The sequence below is a fragment of the Aeromonas sp. HMWF015 genome (assembly GCF_963878965.1).
Classification (GTDB): domain Bacteria; phylum Pseudomonadota; class Gammaproteobacteria; order Enterobacterales; family Aeromonadaceae; genus Aeromonas; species Aeromonas veronii.
This window is the reverse complement of record NZ_CAWNZT010000192.1, coordinates 276-794: the sequence shown is the minus strand read 5'-3', so window position 1 is coordinate 794 and position 519 is coordinate 276. Positions and strand designations below refer to the sequence as shown.

General features: G+C 51.8%; 1 protein-coding gene. It reads left to right on the top strand.

Going from position 1 to position 519, the window contains the following annotated elements; genetic code table 11:
• Positions 1-226 precede the first annotated feature (226 nt).
• On the top strand, positions 227-519 hold a 293-nt coding region (locus tag AACS18_RS10120), incomplete at its 3' end, for an MgtC/SapB family protein (protein ID WP_181363436.1).

The window sequence follows — 519 nt, the reverse complement described above, 5'->3', positions numbered from 1 at the left end:
CCCTTATTCTGACGCTTGATTCAAAAGCAGGGTGCTATCAAGAACTCATTAAAATCCGACAACTTGGACAGCTTTTTACTCAACACTTTTTACTCAACAAGGGAAGTCAGCGTTTGATACCCTGCGGATGAGGTCTCATGGCGTATTTTCGTACAGCCCCCATGGCGACCGCATTAACCGGTTTGATTCGTTCAATTCATATGCAGCATGCACAAGGATGGCATTTATGTGGCAAGAGATCTGGCAGACCATCGTCTCCGAGTTCACCGATATTCAAGATATCAAGCAGATGACCCAGATTGTATTACGCCTGCTGGTGGCTGGTCTGCTCGGCGGTCTATTAGGCTACGAACGTGAACAGAAAGGGAAAAGTGCAGGTATCCGCACCCATATGCTGGTCAGTATTGGCGCCGCCCTGTTCGTGCTGCTCCCCCAGCAAGCCGGGGCATCAACTGCCGATCTGACCCGGGTGTTGCAGGGGCTCACTGCCGGGGTGGGATTTCTGGGGGCTGGCACCAT